Annotated in this window: 21 protein-coding genes; 10 read left to right on the plus strand and 11 right to left on the minus strand. The window is 73.6% G+C overall.

The genetic code is table 11. From position 1 onward, the window contains the following. Positions 1–7 precede the first annotated feature (7 nt). Positions 8–505 (plus strand): DUF4395 domain-containing protein, encoded by a 498-nt coding sequence (locus tag HF999_RS10275; protein WP_168545777.1) that lies wholly within the window; start codon positions 8–10, stop codon positions 503–505. A gap of 86 nt (positions 506–591) precedes the next feature. Here HF999_RS10275 and HF999_RS10280 read toward each other — a convergent pair whose 3' ends face one another. Next, a complete protein-coding gene (locus HF999_RS10280; protein WP_168545778.1) occupies positions 592–1,035 on the minus strand; it encodes a flavodoxin domain-containing protein in 444 nt (147 codons plus the stop codon). Positions 1,036–1,111: 76 nt separating this feature from the next. Here HF999_RS10280 and HF999_RS10285 point away from each other — a divergent pair, with 76 nt between their 5' ends. From HF999_RS10285 to HF999_RS10300, 4 genes are read left to right on the plus strand one after another with little or no spacing between them, the layout of a single operon-like run. Then, positions 1,112–1,909, plus strand: coding sequence for an alpha/beta fold hydrolase (locus HF999_RS10285; RefSeq protein ID WP_168545779.1), 798 nt, complete (start codon positions 1,112–1,114; stop codon positions 1,907–1,909). A 22-nt stretch (positions 1,910–1,931) separates the two neighbouring features. Beyond that, the gene (locus HF999_RS10290) at positions 1,932–3,071 is read left to right on the plus strand and encodes an alpha-hydroxy-acid oxidizing protein (protein ID WP_168545780.1); all 1,140 of its coding nucleotides are present in this window, start codon (positions 1,932–1,934) and stop codon (positions 3,069–3,071) included. Continuing rightward, entirely contained in the window at positions 3,068–3,589 is a 522-nt protein-coding gene (locus HF999_RS10295; protein WP_168545781.1) for a hypothetical protein, read from the plus strand. Before HF999_RS10290 ends, HF999_RS10295 begins: the two co-directional genes overlap by 4 nt. Positions 3,590–3,598: 9 nt before the next feature. Beyond that, positions 3,599–4,768, plus strand: coding sequence for a cation:proton antiporter (locus tag HF999_RS10300; protein WP_168545782.1), 1,170 nt, complete (start codon positions 3,599–3,601; stop codon positions 4,766–4,768). On the opposite strand, the gene HF999_RS10305 is transcribed toward HF999_RS10300, so the two are convergent. Then, positions 4,732–5,583, minus strand: a complete 852-nt coding sequence (locus HF999_RS10305; protein WP_168545834.1) for an exodeoxyribonuclease III — start codon at positions 5,581–5,583, stop codon at positions 4,732–4,734. The genes HF999_RS10300 and HF999_RS10305 overlap by 37 nt on opposite strands. A gap of 11 nt (positions 5,584–5,594) precedes the next feature. Further along, positions 5,595–6,761 (minus strand): zinc-binding dehydrogenase, encoded by a 1,167-nt coding sequence (locus tag HF999_RS10310; RefSeq protein ID WP_168545783.1) that lies wholly within the window; start codon positions 6,759–6,761, stop codon positions 5,595–5,597. 147 nt (positions 6,762–6,908) lie between these two features. Between HF999_RS10310 and HF999_RS10315 the strand changes: the two genes are divergently transcribed. Further along, the gene (locus tag HF999_RS10315) at positions 6,909–7,364 is read left to right on the plus strand and encodes an SRPBCC family protein (RefSeq protein WP_376766485.1); all 456 of its coding nucleotides are present in this window, start codon (positions 6,909–6,911) and stop codon (positions 7,362–7,364) included. Between the two features lie 62 nt (positions 7,365–7,426). Then, positions 7,427–8,605, plus strand: coding sequence for an APC family permease (locus tag HF999_RS10320; protein WP_168545835.1), 1,179 nt, complete (start codon positions 7,427–7,429; stop codon positions 8,603–8,605). On the opposite strand, the gene HF999_RS10325 is transcribed toward HF999_RS10320, so the two are convergent. Genes HF999_RS10325 through HF999_RS10355 form a run of 7 tightly spaced genes read right to left on the minus strand, consistent with a single transcriptional unit; the run spans position 8,577 to position 16,066 of the window. Then, entirely contained in the window at positions 8,577–9,146 is a 570-nt protein-coding gene (locus tag HF999_RS10325) for a YdcF family protein (RefSeq protein ID WP_168545785.1), read from the minus strand. The genes HF999_RS10320 and HF999_RS10325 overlap by 29 nt on opposite strands. After that, complete coding sequence (locus HF999_RS10330; protein ID WP_168545786.1) at positions 9,131–10,714, minus strand: alpha/beta hydrolase family protein; 1,584 nt, start codon at positions 10,712–10,714, stop codon at positions 9,131–9,133. The genes HF999_RS10325 and HF999_RS10330 overlap by 16 nt, the downstream gene beginning before the upstream one ends. Beyond that, positions 10,701–11,696 (minus strand): CgeB family protein, encoded by a 996-nt coding sequence (locus tag HF999_RS10335; protein WP_168545787.1) that lies wholly within the window; start codon positions 11,694–11,696, stop codon positions 10,701–10,703. The genes HF999_RS10330 and HF999_RS10335 overlap by 14 nt, the downstream gene beginning before the upstream one ends. Next, positions 11,693–12,919: a lipopolysaccharide biosynthesis protein gene (locus HF999_RS10340; protein WP_246207575.1), complete on the minus strand. Its 1,227-nt coding sequence runs from the start codon at positions 12,917–12,919 to the stop codon at positions 11,693–11,695. The genes HF999_RS10335 and HF999_RS10340 overlap by 4 nt, the downstream gene beginning before the upstream one ends. Continuing rightward, positions 12,916–14,055, minus strand: coding sequence for a glycosyltransferase family 4 protein (locus tag HF999_RS10345; protein ID WP_168545788.1), 1,140 nt, complete (start codon positions 14,053–14,055; stop codon positions 12,916–12,918). Before HF999_RS10345 ends, HF999_RS10340 begins: the two co-directional genes overlap by 4 nt. Beyond that, a complete protein-coding gene (locus HF999_RS10350; RefSeq protein ID WP_168545837.1) occupies positions 14,052–15,101 on the minus strand; it encodes a glycosyltransferase family 4 protein in 1,050 nt (349 codons plus the stop codon). Before HF999_RS10350 ends, HF999_RS10345 begins: the two co-directional genes overlap by 4 nt. Positions 15,102–15,112: 11 nt before the next feature. Next, positions 15,113–16,066 (minus strand): amino acid--[acyl-carrier-protein] ligase, encoded by a 954-nt coding sequence (locus HF999_RS10355; RefSeq protein WP_168545789.1) that lies wholly within the window; start codon positions 16,064–16,066, stop codon positions 15,113–15,115. Positions 16,067–16,208: 142 nt separating this feature from the next. Here HF999_RS10355 and HF999_RS10360 point away from each other — a divergent pair, with 142 nt between their 5' ends. From HF999_RS10360 to HF999_RS10370, 3 genes are read left to right on the plus strand one after another with little or no spacing between them, the layout of a single operon-like run. Beyond that, on the plus strand, positions 16,209–16,445 hold the full coding sequence (locus HF999_RS10360; protein WP_168545790.1) for an acyl carrier protein: 237 nt from the start codon (positions 16,209–16,211) through the stop codon (positions 16,443–16,445). Positions 16,446–16,451: 6 nt separating this feature from the next. Continuing rightward, complete coding sequence (locus HF999_RS10365; protein ID WP_168545791.1) at positions 16,452–17,558, plus strand: glycosyltransferase; 1,107 nt, start codon at positions 16,452–16,454, stop codon at positions 17,556–17,558. After that, on the plus strand, positions 17,555–17,950 hold the full coding sequence (locus HF999_RS10370; protein ID WP_168545792.1) for a holo-ACP synthase: 396 nt from the start codon (positions 17,555–17,557) through the stop codon (positions 17,948–17,950). The genes HF999_RS10365 and HF999_RS10370 overlap by 4 nt, the downstream gene beginning before the upstream one ends. Here HF999_RS10370 and HF999_RS10375 read toward each other — a convergent pair. After that, positions 17,947–19,317 (minus strand): sugar transferase, encoded by a 1,371-nt coding sequence (locus HF999_RS10375; RefSeq protein ID WP_168545793.1) that lies wholly within the window; start codon positions 19,315–19,317, stop codon positions 17,947–17,949. The two genes, HF999_RS10370 and HF999_RS10375, sit on opposite strands and share 4 nt — an antisense overlap. Positions 19,318–19,340 lie beyond the last annotated feature (23 nt).

A 19,340-nucleotide genomic window follows, 5' to 3' on the forward strand; every position in this document is an offset into this window, starting at 1 on the left:
CGGCGGCGTGAGTGGTCTCTTCTCCTTCCCGAACCCCGTCAACGAGTACGCGGCCCGCGCGACCGCGGCCCTCGTGGTCGTCCTCGCGGTGGTCACGATCATCGCCGGGCAGTGGTGGCTGTACGCCGCGCTGGCCGTCGGGTTCGCGCTGCGCGTCGCGGGCGGTCCCCGGTATTCGCCGTTCGGCAGGCTCTCGGTGCACGTGCTCGCCCCTCGGCTCGGCCCGGCCAAACTCGTGCCCGGCCCGCCGAAGCGGTTCGCGCAGACCATCGGCCTCGTCTTCTCGACCGTCGCGCTGGTGCTCTTCGTGACGGGGAACCACCTCGCGGCGCAGATCGTGCTCGGCCTGCTGGTCGTCGCCGCGCTGCTCGAGTCGGCACTCGGCCTGTGCCTGGGCTGCATCGCCTTCGGCTTCCTGCAGCGCCGCGGCGTGATCCCGGCCTCCGTGTGCGAGGCGTGCGCGGGCGTGAACACGACCCCGCCGACGCTGACCGTGCCCCAGTAGCACCCACCGACGAAAAGAACGCCGCCGCGGATACCTGCGCTCCGCGGCGGCGTTCGACTGTCAGGGTGCGTCCCTCTCGGGGGAGATCAGATCTGGTCGACGATCTTCTCGGCCCACTCGACGGCCTTCTCGTCCACGTCGTCGGTGCCGGAGTTGTCGTGCTCGAAGCGGTCGCCCACCTGCGTCGCGCCGAGGCCGGTCAGGTTCTTGACGATGGTCTTGCCGGCGGCGTTGTAGGTGTCGACGTAGATCGAATCACCCAGGCCGAACACGGCGAACCGCAGCCCCGAGAGGTCGGGAGCGGCCTCGAGCAGCTCCTCGAAGAACTCGGTCGAACCGGCGGGCAGCTCGCCCTCGCCGTAGGTGGCGCACGAGAACACGTGGAAGTCCGCGGGATCCAGCGCGTCGATCTCGCCGTCCATCATGTCGTGCAGCTCGACGGAGCCGGCCTTGGCGAACACGTCGAACATGGCGTTCGCGGCGCCCTCGGCGGTGCCGGTCGAGGAACCGTAGAAGATGTGAACAGACACGGGAGGTGATTCTAGGCGATCCCGGCGCGGGACCGTCGGCGGCGTTGCCGCGATGTGACGTCCTAGTGTTGGCCGCATGCCTCACGCCACGCTGCCCGACGGTGCCCGGCTCGCCTACACCATCCGCCCCGCGGCGCCGGGCGCCACGGGGCCCGGGGTGCTCCTGTTCGCCGGGCAGGCGCTCGCGGGATCGTCGTGGGATCCGGTGGCCGACGCGTTCCGGGCCGCCGGGCCGGTCGTCACCTTCGACCACCGGGGCATCGGCGAGAGCGACGACGCGTTCCCGCGGCGCTGGAGCACCCGGGACTGCGCCGAGGACGCCCTCGCGGTGCTCGACGCGGCGCGCGCCGCCGGTGCGATCGGCGACCGGGTGGACGTCTACGGATTCTCCATGGGAGGCCGCGCGGGCCAGTGGCTCGCCGCGGACCATCCCGACCGGGTGCGCCGGTTGATCCTCGGTGCCACCACCGTCGGCGACGCCCACGGCGTGGCACGCCCCAGCGAGGTGCTCCGCATCCTGGTCCGCTCGGACCGACGCGCCCTGCTCGAGCTCTTCTTCACCCCCGGGTGGCTCGACGAGCACCCCGAGGCGGCCGCGGCGATCCTCGCCCGGCCCAGGTCACTGCCCGCGCAGCGCGCCCACTTCGCGGCCAGCACCGACCACGACGCCGCCGAGGCCCTCCCGTGGATCGAGGCGCCCACGCTGATCCTGCACGGCGCCGAGGACCGCATGTGCCTCGCCGAGAACGCCTCGATCCTGCGGGACGGGATCGACGGCGCGCGGCTGCGCGTGTACCCCGGCATGCGGCACGGCTACCACCTGCAGGAGCCGAAGGCCACCGTCGAGGCCCTGGAGTTCCTGACCGCTCCCTGACCGGCACTGCTACGGTCCCTCCATGGCGGACTTCGGTGGTTTCCAGGACGGCGTCTACGCAGAGGGGCTGCTCGCGAAGCACCGCCGCTTCCCGTACACCTTCGACGACCTCGAGGCCCGCGCGCAGCAGGTGCTCGACTCCGAGACCTTCGACTACGTGCGCGGCGGCGCCGGCGACGAGACCACCCAGGACGTCAACGTCACCGAGCTGCGGCGCTACGGATTCGTCCCGCGGATGCTCCGTGACCGCAGCGTGCGCGACCTCTCGACGACCTTCCTCGGCGCGGAGCTCGAGGCCCCGGTGGTCCTGTGCCCCGTCGGCGTGAACGGACTGGTGCACGAGGGCGGCGATCTCGCGGTGGCCCGCGCCGCCGACGCCCTCGGTGTGGCGGCGATGTACTCCACCCTCGCCGAGGCGACGCTCGAGGAGGTCGCCGACGCGCGGGGCGACTCCTTCGCGGCGTTCCAGCTGTACCCGACGAAGGACGACCGGCTCACCGACAACCTGGTGCGCCGCGCCGACAAGGCGGGCTTCGACGCGCTGACCATCACGCTGGACACCGGCAGCCTCGGCTGGCGCCCCCGCGACCTCCGCAACGGCTACATCCCGTTCCTGCGCGGGCGGTGCCTCGCCAACTACCTCAGCGATCCGCGATTCATCGAGCTCTGCGGGGTGGACGCCCCGCCGCCGCTGCACGCCGGGATCGTGTGGTCGTCGCTGTTCAGCAAGCCGACCTTCTCCTGGGACGACGTGGCCCGGATCCGCCGCAGCACCGACCTGCCGATCATCCTCAAGGGCATCTGCCACGCCGAGGACGCCCGGCGGGCGGCGGCCGAGGGCGTCGACGCGATCGCCTGCTCCAACCACGGCGGCCGCCAGTCGAACGGCGGCCTGCCCGCGATCAGCCACCTCGAGGGCGTTCTCGACGCGGGCCTGCCCGTCACCTTCGACAGCGGCATCCGCGACGGCGTCGACATCCTGCGCGTCGTCGGCCTCGGCGCGACCCTGGCGGGCATCGGGCGGCCCTATGTCCACGGCCTGACCATCGGCGGTCAGGAGGGCGTCGAACACGTGGTGCGTTCGCTGCTCGCCGAGGCGGACCTGACCATGGCCGCGGACTGCTTCACCACGCTCGCCGACCTGCACGTCGTCAAGCGGTGACCCCGGGAGCCGGTGCGCCCGACTTCGACTGGTTCGGCTTCGAGGACGTCGTGGCCGACGAGTTGCGCACCGTCGCCCGGGCACTGGTGTACCAGGCCGACGGCGAGCTGCCCTACGCCTACGTGCTGACCGTCTTCTACGCCGAGCGCGCCGGGCCGATCCTGCTTCCGCATCCGGCGCTGGGCACCGTCGAATCCGTTCCGCCGCACGAGCTCTGGGACCCGCCCGCGTGGCCCCGATCCGATCGGGGCTGGGCGCGCCGGGCACCGCTGGACGCGTGGCAGGACCGGCTGGAGCGGCTCGTCGAGGGCCTCGGCGAGGAGGACTGGGACGCCGCCCACGCCCGGTACGGGTACGCGCTGCTCGGCGCGATGCGCCGGGCCAAGGCCGAACTCGTCGCCGACGGCACCTTCCCGTCGGGCATCGTCTGCGTGCTCGACGACGAAGAAGAGGACCTTCTTCGGAAATCGGCCACGGCCCGCGAGCTGCGGGCGTTCCGGGCGGTCCGGCAGGAGTAACTTCCTCCCATGACCTTCACCTTCTCGACGCTCGCGCTGGTCACCGCGCTGGGGCTGCTGGGACCCGTGCTGGCGTTGCGCTCGTCCTGGCACATCCCCGTGATCGTCGGGCCGGTCGTGGCGGGCGTCGCCTTCGGGGCGACGGGATTGCGCGTTCTGGACGCGTCGGACCCGACCTTCACCTTCCTCGCCGACATCGGCTTCGCCCTCGTGATGTTCGTCGCGGGCACCCATGTCCCGGTGCGGGATCCGGCGGTGCGGTCCGCCCTCGGGGCCGGTGCCCTCCGGGCGGTGATCGTCGGCGTCGTCGCGGCGGTGTTCGGGACCGGGCTCGCGGCCGCCTTCGGCACGGGCCACGCGTCGCTGTACGCCGTGCTCATGGCCTCGTCGTCGGCGGCCGTGGTGCTGCCCATCATCGACTCCGCCGGGCTCACCGGAAAGCCGATCCTCGCGCTCACGGCGCAGGTGGCGATCGCGGACACCGTCTGCGTCGTGGCCCTGCCGCTGGTGATCGATCCGTCGACGGCGGGGCGGGCCGCGGTCGGCGCCCTCGCGGTGGGTGCCGCGGCCGTGGTGCTGTACCTGCTGATGCGGCTGACCGAGGAGCGCGGGTGGCGCAAGCGGGTGCACCGGGTATCGGAGGAACGACGGTTCGCCGTCGAGCTCCGGGTGAGCCTCGTGGGGCTGTTCCTGCTCGCGGCCGTCGCGACGAGAATGCATGTCTCCGTGATGCTCGCCGGCTTCGCGATGGGCCTGGCCGTAGCCGCGGTCGGTGAGCCCCGCCGCGTCGCCAAGCAGCTCTTCGCCATCGAGGAGGGCTTCTTCGCGCCGCTCTTCTTCGTCTGGCTGGGGGCCCGCATCGACCTGCGGGACCTGGTCGCGCACCCGAAGTTCATCGTGGTCGGGCTGGCGCTGGGACTCGGGGCGATCGCCGCGCACGTCGTGATGCGGGTCATCGGGCAGCCCGCGCCGCTCGGCGTGCTCGCCGCGGCCCAGATCGGCGTCCCGGTCGCCGCGGTCACCGTCGGCGAACAGCTGCACGTGCTCGCCCAGGGCGAGGGGTCCGCACTGATCCTCGGTGCGTTGCTGACGATCACCGCGGCCGCGCTGGCCGCGGGGCGCGCTGGTGCTGCCGGCGCGAGTCAGGGGAAGGCGTACTCCACGACGACCGGAGCGTGATCCGACAACCGCTGATCCGGAGAGGGTTCCTTGTCTACCGTGACCGACAGCGCCGTCCGGGCCAGTCGCGGTGTCGCGAGGTGGTGGTCGATCCGCCAGCCGACGTCCTTGGTGAAGGACTCGCCCGCCCAGCTCCACCAGGACAGCGGCCCCGGTCGGTCGCCGTGCAGGGAGCGCACCACGTCGACCAGCGTCCGCGGGCCGATCTGCGCGTCGAGCCACGCGCGTTCCTCGGGGAGGAAGCCCTCCATCTTCTGCGCGGGCCGCCAGTTCGTCACGTCGTGGGGCAGGTGCGCCAGGTTCAGGTCGCCGAGCAGCAGGAACTCGCGACCCGCCGCCTGCGCCGCCCGGCGTTGGCGACCCAGCTCCCGCGCGAACGCGTCGAGGAACCGCATCTTGCGCTCGAACTTCGCGCCCCCGTCGGGCTTGTCCCGCATGTTCCCGGGCCGCTGCAGGTGGGCGGGAACGCCGCCCTTGGGCAGGTACAGGCAGGCCACCGTCAGGCCCGGCAGATCCACCTCCACGTACCGGCCCTCATGGGCGAACTCACGCAGTCCCCGGGCGCGCGGCGGATGCGAGTCCCAGGTCCGTACGGCCGACGGTGCTTCCCGCGTCAGGATCGCGACGCCGTTGCGCCCGGGGACGGAGCCGCAGTCCACGGCGGCGTGATAGCCGGGGAACTCGCCGACCGCGTCCGGCGGGCAGCGCAGTTCCTGCAGCGCGACGATGTCCGGCCCGCGTCCCGCGAGCCACGCGTCGAAGCCCCGCCGGCGGGAAGCTCGGATCCCGTTGACATTGAACGCGGCGACCCGCAGCGGAGCGCGGGTCAGGGCGCCGCGACCGTGCTCGACGGGTCGATGAGGATCTTCGCGTGCACCTCGGGATCGCCGAGCGCCTCGAAGGCGGCCTCCACGCCCGCAAGGCCGACGGTACCTGTGACCAGCGGCTTCACGTTCACCTTGCCGTCGGCCATCATGTGCAGGGTGTCGTGGAACTCGCCCGGGTCATAGCCGAAGGCGAACCGAAGCTCGATCTCCTTGTTCCCGGCCAGGGCGGGCATGATTTGGTCGGGCTCCATGCACACGCCCACCACGACCACGCGGGTGCGCAGCGGCGCGGCCTCGATGATCGAGTTGATCATGCCGGGCACGCCGACGCACTCGAAGACCACGGGACCCGACGGGGTCTCGCCGATTCGGTCCGCCAGGCGGAAGACGTGCCACCACGGCACCGGCCCGGGGACGAGCGTCAGCTTGTCCATGGTGCTCACGCCCAGCTTGAACAGGTCGCTCGCCCTGCGGATCTCGTTGCGGGGCTGCTTGTAGGCCTCCCACGGCTGCTGTTCGCGGGGGTCGACCACCACGTGGGCGCCCATCTGCTTCGCGAGGGCGCGGCGGCCGGGGGAGAAGTCGCTCGCGATGATCTTCTTCACGCCCGACGCGCGGAGCATGGAGATCACGGCCAGCCCGATGGGGCCGCAGCCGATCACGATCGCGGTTCGGCCGCGGCCGACCTCGGCGCGGCGCACCGCGTGCCACGCGACGGCCATCGGCTCGGTGAGTGCGGCCTCCTCGTCGGACAGCTTGTCCGGCACGGGCATCGTCATCGACTCCTGGACCAGGACCTGCTCCGCATACGAGCCGGGGGCGCGTTCGGAGAGCCCGACGAGCTGCGGCTCGCTGCCCACCATGACGGTCGGCAGGGACACCACGCGCGTGCCCACGGGCCAGCGCTTGCGGGTACCGGGGCCGTACTCGGCGACGGTACCGACGAACTCGTGTCCCATGACGATGTGCTGGTCGGTGCGCATGCAGTCGTCGTACCCCGCCTTGGCCGCGAGATCGGCGACGAGGTCGGCGTGGTGGCGGGCGTGCAGGTCGGATCCGCAGATCCCGGTCCGGGTGACATCGAGCAGCACCTGGCCGCGGGCGGGGCTGGGCGAGGGGACCTCCTCGACGGTGAGGTTGCCTTCGTTGACCACGACAGCTTTCATACACCCGAGAATAAACTGTGGTGGGCGGGCACCGGACGCTCGCCCGTGCGGCGTCCGCCACAGCGGCCCGTCCGTGGCGCGGTGGCTTCGTCGCACCGTGATCGCAACACTCGGCACGATGCGGATGGACCTGGTTCGATGGCAGGCGTGAGCGCATCGGAAGAAACCCGCATCGTCTCCGCCTCCCGCGACATCGCGGCCCCGGCGGACATCCTGTTCGAGTTCATCGCCGACCCGTCGCGTCAGCCCGAGTGGGACGGCAACGACAACCTCGCGGAGTCCGCTCCCGGCCAGCGCGTCCGTGCGACGGGCGATGTGTTCCGCACCCTTCTCACCAATGGTCACGTGCGGGAGAATCACATCGTCGAGTTCGCCGAGGGGCGCCTCGTCGCGTGGCGGCCCGCGCCCGTCGGCGAACCGGCGCCGGGGCACCTCTGGCGCTGGGAGCTCGAGCCGCTGGAGGACGGCGGCACGCGCGTCACGCACACCTACGACTGGACGCAGCTGCACGACGAGCAGCGTCTGCCGCGCGCCCGGGCGACCACAGCCGACCGGCTGGCGGCGTCGCTCGATCGGCTCGCATCGCGCGCCGAGAACGGGTGACCGGCCCGGCTCTTCGGCGCACGCTGGGCCTCGGCGACGCCGTCGCCGTGGGCCTGTCGGCGATGGTCGGCGCCGGTGTCTTCGTGGCCTTCGGGCCCGCCGCCGCGGCCGCCGGGTCCGCGTTGTTCGCCGGGCTCGCGGTGGCCGCAGCCCTCGCGTACTGCAATGCGAGCAGTTCCGCGCGGCTGGCCGCGCTGTACCCGCAGTCCGGCGGGACCTATGTCTACGGCCGGATCCGACTCGGCCCGTTCTGGGGTCACCTCGCCGGGTGGAGCTTCGTGGTCGGGAAGTCGGCGTCGTGCGCCGCGATGGCCCTGACGGTGGGCCACTACGCCTGGCCGCGGCACGCGCACGCCGTCGCGGTCGCCGCGGTGGTCGCCCTGACCGCGCTCAACATCGCCGGGGTCGAACGCTCGGCGCGTATGGCCCGCCTCGTCGTCGCCGGCGTACTCGCGGTGCTCGTCGCCTTCGTGGCCGTTGCTCTCACCGCGGACGGTGCGGACCCGGCCCGGGCCGTCGAGGGCGTCGCTGCGGGACCGTTCGGGGTGCTCCAGGCGGCGGGGCTGCTGTTCTTCGCGTTCGCGGGCTACGCCCGGATCGCCACCCTGGGCGAGGAGGTCCGGGACCCCGCGCGCACGCTGCCCCGGGCGATCTTCGTCGCGCTCGGTACCGCGCTGGCGGTGTACGCCCTGGTCGGCCTCGCGCTGGTCGCGGTCCTCGGAGTGGACGGGCTCGCGCGGTCGGCCGCGCCGGTCGCGGACGCCGCCCGCGCCGCCGGGTTCCCCGTGCCCGTGGTCACGGTCGCCGCCGCGGTCGCGGCCCTCGGGTCGCTGCTCGCGTTGATCCTCGGCGTGTCCCGCACCTCGCTCGCCATGGCGCGCGACGGGCACCTGCCCCGGGCGCTCGCCGTGGTCGACGAGAAGCGCCGGGTGCCGGTGCGCGCCGAGCTGGCGGTGGGCGCCGTCGTCGCGGTCGCCGCCGCCACCGTCGATCTGCGCGCGGCGATCGGCTTCTCCTCGTTCGCGGTGCTCGGGTACTACGCCATCGCGAACGCCTCGGCCTGGACGCTCGACCCCTCGGTGCGGGCCCGGATCGTGCCCGGCTCGGGCCTCGTCGGATGCCTCCTCGTGGCGCTGTCGCTGCCCAGGGAGTCGGTCGTGGGCGGCATCGTCGTGCTCGCGGCCGGCGCCCTCGCCTACTGCGCGACGCGCGCTAACAACCCTGCTGGTACAGAGCCTTGAGCCAGCCCGCGCTCTGGTACCCCCAGCCGAACACCGTCTCGACGGGGCCGCGCCGTTCGGGGAAGTCGGTCATCTGCAGGGCGGCGCCGTAACAGCGCTCCAGGATGAACCGGGCGCGCTCGACGTGCGCGGTGGTCGTGACCACGATGATGTCGGTCCAGCCCCGGAGCTGAGCGAGCCGCTTGATCTCCTGTGCCTCTCCGCGGGTGGTCCACGGCTTGGGCAAGAAGCACATGACGTCGACACCCGCGATCTGCCGCGCGCACAGATCGTGCATCCGGCTGTCGTCCTCACCGACCGAGTTGGACAGCACGACCTGGGACGCGAGGCCCTGCTCGGCGAGCCGGAGCCCGTACTCGAACCGGTCGTAGGGGTTGCCGCCGAGCACCACGATCGCGTCCGCATGCTGGAGCGACCGGTCGACCTGGGGCTGCACGTACGCGCGGTCCACGGTGATCCCGACGGTGACCACCAGTACGAGCGCGACCACGGCCGGGAGGACGCGGCGCAAGCGCCGCTGTCCGCTCACCGCTGCCTGCACCAGTCCAGTATCGCGGTTGCAACGACCCGTCGCACCTCGGGGTGGTGTCCGGGGTGGTCACCGGTGGGGATGCGGACCGTCCGGACCGAGCCGGCGGACCGTCGGCGCGCGAGGGAATCGATGCCCTCGGGGCCGCGCTGATCGTCGAACCAGCCGGCGTCCGGTGGCGAGAGCACCAGCACCGTGTCCGTGCCCCCGTCGACGACGGGCCGCAGCAGCACCTCGGGGACCTGGGTGACGCCCCGTCGGCCGAGGTAGCGCCAGCCCGGGTACGGGAGGCGGCGCCGGAGCAGGTGTTTGAGCCGCCCGCGCGCACTGTGCGCGAACGCGGGGTCCGACCGGGGCGTCCCGAGGTCCTCCGCGGGGTCCTCGGCGATCGCGGCCTTGAGCCGCCAGGAGTACAGCACGGAGTTGACCAGGACCGTCGCGTCGGCCCGGACGGCGCGCGCGGCGTGCGCCGCGAACCACGACCCCGAGCACAGCCCGGCGGTGAGCAGCGGCCCCGTGCAGCTGTGCGCCGCGGCGACCGCGTCGTCGATGCCCGTCGCGGGGAAGAGGGGCACGACCTCGCCGGCGGAGACGGGTCCCGACTCGCCGGCACCGCGACGGTCGAACCGCACGGCCTCGCCGCCCAGCGCGGCGACCTCCCGTGCCAGCGCGACCCACGCGCGGTTCGGACCGTGCCGGGTGTCGTTCGCCGTGGCGCACAGCACCACGGAGCCGGTGGCGGCGCCCTGCGCCGGGAGGGTCCGTACCGCGGTCGCGCCGTCGATGTCCTCGATGCGCTCCTCCACGCGGCCGAGGCGCGCCCGGGTGCGGATCTCGGGGTCGACGGTGACCGGTGCACGGTCCGGCAGCGCCGCGGACAGCCAGGCGGCGATGTCGTCGAGGCCGCGATCGGGGATCCGGACCAGGTGCGTCGAGGCCTCGATGAACTCGGCCATGCCGTGGACGGTGAGGCGGTCGGCGTCCGCGGCGCCGACCGGCTCCGCGTCGGGCCGGGCCGCGACGAGCGTGCGCGGCGCGGTCAGCGCGTCCGCGGGTAGCCGCGAGAGGCCGGCGACGGCGTCCGCGTGTACGTCCAGACCGATCCAGGTTCCCGGTCCCGCGCCGACCGCCATGTGCGCCAGCGCCGTCCGGGACCGGGCGAAGGCCCGGCCCCCGATCGGGTCCCACAGCACCGCGGCGGGCGGTGCGAGCCCGGCGGCACCCGCGAGCGCGGCCCCGGCGCGGAGCGCCACGACCGCGGGTGCGCCCACGCCGAGCGCGCGCAGGTACGCGTCGGCGGTGCGGATCGAGTCGATCCAGGTCGTGACGGCGTCGGCGCGGCCGGCGTCGCCGGCGGAATCGCCGGTCCCGGCGTAGTCGAAACGCAGCACGACGAGGCCGTCCTCGGCGAGCAGGTCCGCCAGCCGTCGTAGGCCGCGCAGCGCGTCGTGTTGCTCCTTCGCCAGCGGCGGCACGATCAGCACCGCCCCGCGGACCGACCGCGATGCGGGCAGGTGCACCGCACCGTAGAGGGGCGCCGCCTCGGGGCCGAAGTAGGTGCGGATCTCAGTCGAGTGCATCGATGATCTCCCTTGCCCGGTCCTCGTAAGTGTGCCCGCCGCGGGTGATCGCGGCGTGTCCGGCGGCGGCGATCCGCGCGGCGGCGGCGGGGTCGGCGACCACCCGCGCGACGATGTCGTCGATCTCCGCGGGGTCGTCGTAGAGCAGCGCCTCCCGGCCGTCGGCGAGCAACTCCGCGTGCTCGCCGGTACGCGGTCCCACGAACAGCCCGCCCGCCGCCGGCACCTCGAACGTGCGGCAGGTGTGCGTGTCCCGGTTGTCGGAGTTGAGCAATACCAGGTTGGCGCCGATCGCCGCGATCGCCGCCGACAGGTCGGTGCCGTACTGCGGACCGCGCACCGTCGCGCGCCCCGAGCGCAGGCCGAGCCGGCGACGCCAGCCGTTCCCGGCCAGGTAGAAGTCCTCGCCGTACGCGCGGGCCAGGCCGGTCAGCAATTCCGCGCGGTCCGGGCGGGCGTTGCCGACGAAGCCCGCGGCGTACCGTCGGGCCGTCCGCGGCGGGACCGGACGGTGCCAGGCCGGGTCGTACGCGCTGAGGACGTGGACGACCCGCCGCGCGCCGCGCGCGAGGAGCTCGGGCACGTTGTGCGCCTTGGTCGTCACGATCGCGTCCCATCCGGGCTCGCCCGCGAGGTACGCGGGGGTGGTGTTGACGGGATTGGACACGTCGTCGGCGCTGTAGTGCACGCGCCGCGCCGCGGGCAGCGCGAGCAGCCGCTCCTGGTCCAGATGGACCGCCGTGTAGCAGAACAGCAGGTCGGGAGTGGGCCGGGACTCCAGCGCGCGGTGCACGGCGTCGACGGTGCCGGGCGCGCGTTGCCCGGTCCGCTTGGCGAACCACCAGGCGGGGGACAGGCGCCGCGGCAGGGTGACCGGTGTGGTGTCGACGACGTCCACCTCGTGTCCCGCCGCGCGGAAGCCGTTCGCGAGGGAGCGGGCGTTGCTGCCGTACCAGTCGTCGCCGGCGAACAGGATCCTCATGCGGCTGCGCCCGCCGACTCGAGCCGCCGGACCCGCAGCACCGAGAACCCCGCCGCGGCGGTCTGCGCCGCGACCACCCCGAGCACCACCGTGAGCGGGTCGTGCGTGCGCATCGCCACGAGCAGGGCGACCGCGATGACGACGGCACCGACCGCGCCGACCAGCAGCACGCCCCGCGCGTCGTCGCGTACCGGCAGCACGGCCGTGGCCACGAAGGACGCGACGGCCAGGCCCGGCAGCGCCCAGGCCTGCACCTGGAGGAGGGGAACGGCATCGTCAAACGCCGCACCGAAGACGAGGGGCACCGCCCACGGGGCGAGCACGGTGGCGGCGGCCGCGAGACCGACGCCACCGGCCGCGACCACGACGACCGTCCGGCGGGCGACCGCCCAGAACTCGCCGTCCGCGCGCCGGGCGAGGCGGGGGAGCAGGCTCATGCCCACCGCGTCCAACAGCGACCCCGCGGCATGCACGGGTCGGTCGCTCGCGCTGAACAGGCCGAGCGAGTGGGGGCTCAGAGCGGGGGAGAAGACGGTCGCGGCGCTCGGCCCGTAGGTCGAGGAGAGCAGCCGGGCGGCGAGGACGGGCGCTCCGGTGCGCAACAGGGCCACCGGCGGCCGGGGCCTCGCGGGCCGCCCGTAGTCGCGGACGGTGCGCGCCCAGGACCACGCGACCGCGACCACTCCTCCGGCCAGCAGGCAGGCCATTGCCGCCTCCGGCGTCCGTACCCGCGGCAGGATCGTCACCAGCAGCACCAGGTAGACCACGCGCCCCGCGGTCTGCTGCAGCACGACGGCGCCGAAGCGCTGCGCGCCGATGAGCACCCAGTCCTCGCCGGACGCGCTCACCGACCCGACGACGAGCCCCAGCGCGGCCATCTCGACGCCCCGCGGCACCGGTAGTACGACGGTCAGCGCGAACAATGCCGCGAACACGCCGAGGGCGGCGCACCGCAGCCCGGCGTAATCGCCGCGCAGTCGGTCGAGGCCGGGCCTTCCGACGCGCGCCGCGGTGAACGCGGTGATGCCCAGGTCGGTGAACAGGGCACCCAGGAAGTAGGTCGACATGGCGACGGCGAGCAGCCCCATACCCGCCGGTCCGAGCACCCGCGCACACAGCGGGATCGTCACCAGCGTGATCACGTACTGGCCGTACCGGCCCGCCGAGACCAGCGCGACATCGCGCAGCACGCCCGCGGACCCGCGGAGCCGGACCGGGGTCATCGTCCGTCCCGGGCCACCCGCGCCAGCAGGGAGTCCGCGATCGCTGCGGAGGTCTTCAGGTCCAGGTCCCGGCCGCGGTCCGCCGCGGCGGCGGCGAGCTGCTCGCGTTGCTCCCAGTCCTCGATGAGCGTGTCGAGCGCCACGGCCAGCAGGTCCGGCCGACGGGGCGGGACCAGCACACCGTTGCGTCCATCGTCGATCAGCTCGGTGGGGCCGCCCGCACCCGCCGCGACCACGACGCGCCCGGCGGCCATCGCCTCGGCCACGACCTGCCCGAAGGGCTCGGTGAGCCGTGAGTAGTGCACCACGACATCGGCCGCGGCGGCCTCGGCGAGCGGGTCCGGCACGTGGCCGGTGAACTCGACCCGGTCGGTGAGCCCGAGGCGCCCGACGAGTTCCTCGAGTTCGGCGAGGTAGGCGTCGTCGCCGTCGAAGTGCGCACCGCCGACGAATCGCACCCGCGGGGCGGACTCCATCTGGGCCAGGGCGCGCAGCACCAGGTCCTGCCCCTTCCAGGGCGTGATCCGCGCGATCATGGCGATCCGGACGTCCTTCGGCGATCGCTGCGGAGCCGGCGCGGGGACGGTCGTCATGTCGACGCCGGGCGGACACACCGCGGTCGGGCTGCCGCCGGTCGAGATCGTGGCGAGCGTCCCGCGCGAGTTCGCGAGGTAGCCCGCGGCCGCGATCCGGCCCAGCACTCGGAGGGGGAATCGCTTGCCGCCGAAGTACTCCGCGCTCACCCGGTCGTGGACCTGCCAGACGAGCGGGACACCGGCGCGGCGCGCGGCGACCGCCCCGACGAGCAGCGATCTGGTCGACTGCGCGACCAGCACGTCGGCGTCGTAGGCGCGCAGCAGCGGCGCGAGCCGCCGACCGTCGCGCAGCATCCCGACGGCGCCGCGGGCCACCGCGAGCGGCCCGGAGCCCCGGCGGACCTTCGCCGACCGGCCCCGGACCACCGTCACGGGCACGCCGTCGGCCTCCAGGACGTCGGTGAGCGGACCCGCGGCGAGCAGCACCACCGACGCGGGAACGCCCCGGCGCCGCAGCTCGCCGGCGAGCCGGGCGAAAGCCAGTTCCGCACCCGACGGTGCTGCGGTGTGGCCCAGGAAGACCGGACGCCGGGCGCTCATGCGGCCACCGCCCGGTACAGGTCGGCGTGGCGTTCCGCGGCGGTGGCCCAGCCGAACCGCTCCGCGTACGCGCGACAGGCGGCCACGCCCGGACGGTCCCCGTCGAGCGCCGCGACCAGACGGTGCGCGAGCGCCTCCGCGTCGGTGGCGGGGACCACCAGATCGGGCTCGAGGCCCCGGACCGCGTCCGGCAGCCCGCCGATGTCGGTCACCACGGGCGCGCGGCCGGCGGCGAGCGATTCGAGCGCGACCAGGCCGAAGCCCTCCCACGATCGCGAGGGGACGACGGTGACCGTCGCCGCGGCGTACCTGCGCGCCAGCTCGGCGTCGTCGATCGGACCCACGAGGGTCACCGTATCCGCAATCCCGAGCTCCGCTGTGCGTTCGGTGAGCTCCCGCCCCAAGGGGCCGTCGCCGACCACGTCGAGCCGCGCCAGGGGATGGCGCGCGCGGACGCCGCGCCACGCGTCGAGCAGGACGTCGATGCCCATCCGGCGCTCGAGCCGGCGCACGCAGAGCACGCGGGGCGGACCGTCGGGCACGGCGGCCGCGGGGAACCGCTCAAGGTCGACCCCCGGCGGGATGACCGCGACGAGCCCGCGGTCGGCGCCGTAGCGCTCGACGAGGACATCGGCGAAGGCCTGCGAGAGCACCACGAAACGGTCGCTGCCGCGGTACCGGGCGCGCTCGATCAGGGCCTTGAGCGCGACCGCGACTCGCCCCTCGCCCGCGGCGGCGCTCTCCAGCGCCCACGGGCCGTGGAAGTGCGTGACCAGCCGGGCGTCGTGCGGCGCGGGGCCGAACAGCGCGAAGTGCCGGTCGAGGACGCGGGTGCCCGACGGTGCCGGACGTCGCGACGCCCGTACCCGTGTGAGCGTCGACCCGGCATCGGGACCCCACGAGGTGCCGCCGGCCTCGGGCGCGCCGAAGGCGGCCGCCGAGACCTCCAGGTCCGCGCGGCGTCGCAGCGCGCCGAACAGGCCCGCGAAGTAGCGGGGGAGTCCGCCGGGCGCGACGGACGGCCACTGCGTCCCGGTGAGGTGGATGGCCGGCCCGGTCACAGCTGCGCGTTCACGGCGTTCGGCCAGGACCGGCGGTCCAGGCCGTGCGCGGCGAGCAGTGCGAGCGCGATCCGCTCGATCCCGAAGCCCAAGCAGGCGCTGTGGGCGGGCGCGCCGTCCACGGTGGTGATGTCGAAGTGCACCCCGAAATGATCGCGGTGGTAGTTGCTCGACGCCACGGCGACCCCCGGCAGGTCGTCGCCGTAGAGGGGGACGATCAGCTCGGTCTTGAGGTTGCCCGCGGACTGGCTGGCCGCGAGCATGCGGCCCCCGCGCCCGAAGAACGGATCGGTCGCGGGCGCGCGCTGGACCCGCAGGTCCAGCTCGGCGAGCAGATCGGCCGCGCGCGCGGCCCAGGTGTCGCGGTGCGCGACGGCGGCGCGGTCGGAGCCGACCCGCACGATCTCCCGCATCCGGAAGGACTGCATGCGCGCCGGGTCGATCGAGGGCTCCCTGCGGTAGCAGTGGCCGGAGACGTCGATCCACGCGCCGTCCCGCGGCAGTTCGCCGGTGAGGGTGGGGTAGACGCAGTGGCAGGCCGACGGCACCAGGGCCACGTCGCTCGCGCGGAAGTGCCCGCCCCAGTCGTGGCCGGCGGCGCGCCCCGCGAGGAGCAGACGGTGCTCCGCATCGCCCCCGGGGTAGGTGGACACCACGCCCGCGAGGTGTGGGAACGACGCGATGTAGTCGGTGCGATCGATGACCTCGCGCGGCATCACAGGGGGGAAGGACAGGACGGTGGCGGCCCCGCCGTGCACCTCGCGGACCGCGGCGGCGACGAGCGCGTCGATCGCGGAGGTCAGCTCCGTGAAGCCGGCGCCGTGGCCGTACACGCCGTCGACTCCCGTGGGGATGAGGAGCCCCGCGTCGAAGAGGGACGTGCGGAATTCCTGCTGACGGCGGTACAGGTCAGTAAAGTCGACTACACGTGCTGTCGCGGCCCGGGTCATTCGGCCTCATCTCCGGCGGTGGAACTGTTGTCACTGCAACACGCTACCAGGCTAGGGTGTACGGCGGCGGCGCACATGTCGTGAACGCAAAGCGGATGCGCACCCTCCGGGGCTGCGGGTGCGCCGCAGGTGAGGAGACCGTGTGGAAGAGCCGATCCGGGAGATCGTGGCCCGGCACGGAAGGCTGGCCAGGGCGATGTCGGACGTTGCGGGTGGTGACGATCTGTATGCACTGGGGCTCACCTCGCACGCTGCCGTGAATGTGATGCTGGCGATCGAAGATCGATTCGCGATCGAGTTCCCAGATTCAGACATGAGCAAGAACACATTCGGCACATTGGACTCGATCGTCGCCACGGTCCGCCGACTCGGCGGCTGAGCGCCGATGACCCGCATCGCGGTCGTCCATGAACGGTGGACGGAACAGGGCGGCTCGGAGCAGGTCGTCCGCGCGCTCGCCGAGGAATGGCCCGACGCCCTCGTCCACGTCGCCTTCGCCGACCCGCGGACCGTCCCGCCGGGGCTGCGCGACCGGATGGCGGTCACCCGCCTGGATCGCGTGCACCGCGCCCTGGGGCGCCGCGCGCACGCGCCGCTCATCCCGCTGGCCCCGGCCGCCTGGGGCCGACACCCCGCCGATGCCGGCGTCGACGCGGTGGTCATCAGCCATCACGCCGTCGGCGTCTCCGCGGCGCGCGCGTGGTCCGGCGTGCCGGTGATCGCCTATGTCCACTCGCCGGCCCGGTGGGCCTGGATGCCCGAGCAGCGCTCCGCGGAGTCGCACGGCCCCGTCGGACGCCTGGCCCTGGCCGCCCTCGCCGCCCGGACCCGCGCCGTCGAGGCCGCGGCGGTACCGCACCTGTCCGTGGTGGTCGCGAACTCGACGGCGGTCGCCCGCCGGATCGAACGCTGGTGGGGCGTGCCCGCGCGGGTGGTCGCGCCGCCCGTCGACGTCGACCGGTTCACGCCCGACGGTGCCGCGCCCGGCGGGTACTTCCTGGTCGCGGGCAGGCTCGTCCCCGCCCGCCGCGTCGATCTCGCGATCCGTGCGGCGCAGCGTGCGGGTGTGCGGCTGGTCGTGGCCGGCGAGGGACGCCACGACGCGGCCCTGCGCGGGCTCGCCGGTCCGGAGACCACCTTCCTCGGCCGGGTCAGCGACGCCGAGATGGTGCACCTGCAGCGCGACGCGATCGCGACGATCATGCCCGCCGAGGAGGACTTCGGCATCGTGCCGGTGGAGGCCATGGCGGCGGGGACGCCCGTCATCGCCCGCGCCGCGGGCGGGGCCCTCGACACCGTCGTGCCCGGAACCTCCGGGGTCCTCGTGCCCGACGGGGCCCACGGGGACTTCGTCGCCGCGCTCGCGGGCGCGATCCGGGACTTCCGGCGCGAGGACTTCGACCCGGCGCTGTTGCGCGCCCACGCGGAGCTCTACTCGGCGTCGATGTTCCGGATGCGGATGCGCGAGATCGTCGACGGGGTCGCCGGATGAACCGCGTCGGGATCGATCTCGCGGCGGTCGCCGACATCGAGGACTCGCTGGCGAGCTTCGGCACCCGCTTCACGGACCGCGTCTTCACCCCGGCCGAGGTCGCGGACTGCGCGGGCGATCCGCGGCGGCTCGCGGCGCGCTGGGCGGCCAAGGAAGCGGTGATCAAAGCGCTGCGGCTCGGTCCCGACGACGCCGCGCCGCCCCGTGAGATCGAGGTGGTCGGCGGCGCGCACGGACCCGAGGTGCGCCTGCACGGCGGCCTCGCGGAGCGCGCACGGCGAGCGGGCTGGCACCGGGTCGAGGTCTCCCTCACGCACACCGACTGCCACGCCGCTGCGGTCGTGCTCGCCGAGCTGGACGAGGCCGGCGCGCCGCACTCGCGTACGGACTAACCGCCGCCGCGGCCGAAGAGCACCGTGCCCACCGACATGAGCACGATCTTCGCGTCGAGCCAGAGGCTCCAGTTCTCGATGTAGTAGTTGTCGTAGGACGCGCGATCCTTGATGTCCGTGTCGCCGCGCAGCCCGTGGATCGCGGCCCATCCGGTCAGGCCCACCTTGACCCGATGGCGCGACTGGTAGGCCGGGATCTCCTGGCCGAACCGGTCGACGAAGTGCGGCCGCTCCGGGCGCGGGCCCACCACCGACATGTCGCCGCGCACCACGTTCCACAGCTGCGGCAACTCGTCGATCGAGTGCCGGCGCAGGCAACGGCCGAGCCGGGTGATGCGGAGCGACTCGTCCGTCCAGGCGCGGTCCGACTCCTCGTCCGGCACGGGGCGCATGGTGCGGAACTTGTACAGCGAGAACAGCCGGCCGTCCTGCCCGACGCGCGTCTGCCGGAAGAGGATGGGCGCGGCCGGCTCCTGGACCTTGATCGCGACCGCGACCGCGACGAGCAGCGGCGAGAACAACACGAGGCCCAGCAGCGATGTGGCCAGGGAGGTGACGCGCTTGATCCGCCAGTGGCTGGTGCGCAGGGCGAGTCGGCGCACCAGGACGAGCGGCGTCGTGTGGATCCGGTCCATGTCGCGGTCCTGGTGCACGAACTCGTAGAGCCGGGGCACCACGTAGATCTCGCAGTCCAGGTGGTCGCACTCGCGCAGCGGCTCGACCAGTGTCGAATCGCGGTCGCGGGAGTACGCGACGATGACGGTGTCGATCTCGCGCTCGAGAATCAGCGCCGCGAGGTCGGAGCGGCGCGGGATCACCTCGACGGGGAAGGCCGTGGCGTCCAGCGGATCGTCGTCCATCACGAGCGCGGGCCGCAGCCCGTACACCGGATACTCGAACATCGAGTTCACCAGTTCGCCGGCGACCTTGCCGCCGCCGATCACGAGCGTGCGCGATCCGCGTTCGGGGCGGCGCTCGCGGCCGCGCCGCACCGTCCAGTAGTAGACGATGCGCAGGGCGAACAGTGTGAGGAAGCACAGGCCCGCTTGGACGAAGCGCGCGCGGTCGTGGTCCCACAGCGCGAGGACGGCGAACGGCCAGAGCAACAGGCCCGCGATGATCAGTTGCGGCGCGGTGTCGAGCGCGCTCAGCGTGATCCGCGACCGGTACAGCCCGAACAGGTACAACACGGCCACCGTGACCGCGCCCGCCAGCACGACCCGCGCCGGCGGCGGGACGGGCACGCCGCGGATCAGGTCGGTCACGAACACGAAGGCCACCAGGACGACGAAGTCGAGGATCGCGAGCACCCACGTGTGGCGGCGTGTGCGGCGGCCGCTGCCCGGGGGGACTCCGATCGTGGTCATGCGCTGCTCGGATCATCTCGGTG

The organism is Tsukamurella spumae, assembly GCF_012396015.1.
GTDB lineage: Bacteria > Actinomycetota > Actinomycetes > Mycobacteriales > Mycobacteriaceae > Tsukamurella > Tsukamurella spumae.